This is a genomic window from Burkholderia sp. 9775_39, assembly GCF_015712225.1.
GTDB classification, from domain to species: Bacteria; Pseudomonadota; Gammaproteobacteria; order Burkholderiales; family Burkholderiaceae; genus Burkholderia; species Burkholderia cenocepacia.
Genome location: NZ_JACCQC010000115.1, coordinates 1 through 393, shown reverse-complemented (window position 1 = coordinate 393; position 393 = coordinate 1). Strand labels below are relative to the sequence as shown.

Genomic DNA, 393 nt, shown 5'->3' with positions numbered 1-393 from the left:
CCAGCGATTTGCTGTACCCGATGTGGGAAGATACAAATTAATTGCCTGATGATCTATTAATTGTGACACTGACGTTGGAACACTTCGGCGAGAAAAATAATCCGGTGAGCCAACAATAGCCATTGGTATATCTGGCCCGATTCGAATGGCGATCATATCTTTATCCATCTCCCCACCCAGACGGACGCCTGCATCAAAACGTTCAGAAACGACATCGGTCAAACCATAATCAATGGTGAGCTGAATATCAATTTCAGGATGCGATTTCAGGAATGTTCGCATTGCTGGTAACAATATCGTTTTTGCTGCATGTTCTACAGTAGTAATACGTATTGTCCCGGATGGGCGGTTCTGCAGCTCGCTCAGGGATGCCAGGGCTGGATCTATGTCATG

Annotated in this window: 1 pseudogene; it reads right to left on the bottom strand. The window is 45.8% G+C overall.

The features are described from left to right. Nucleotides 1–393, bottom strand: a pseudogene (gene pgrR, locus H0X90_RS35540) (DNA-binding transcriptional regulator PgrR); the annotation flags it as partial.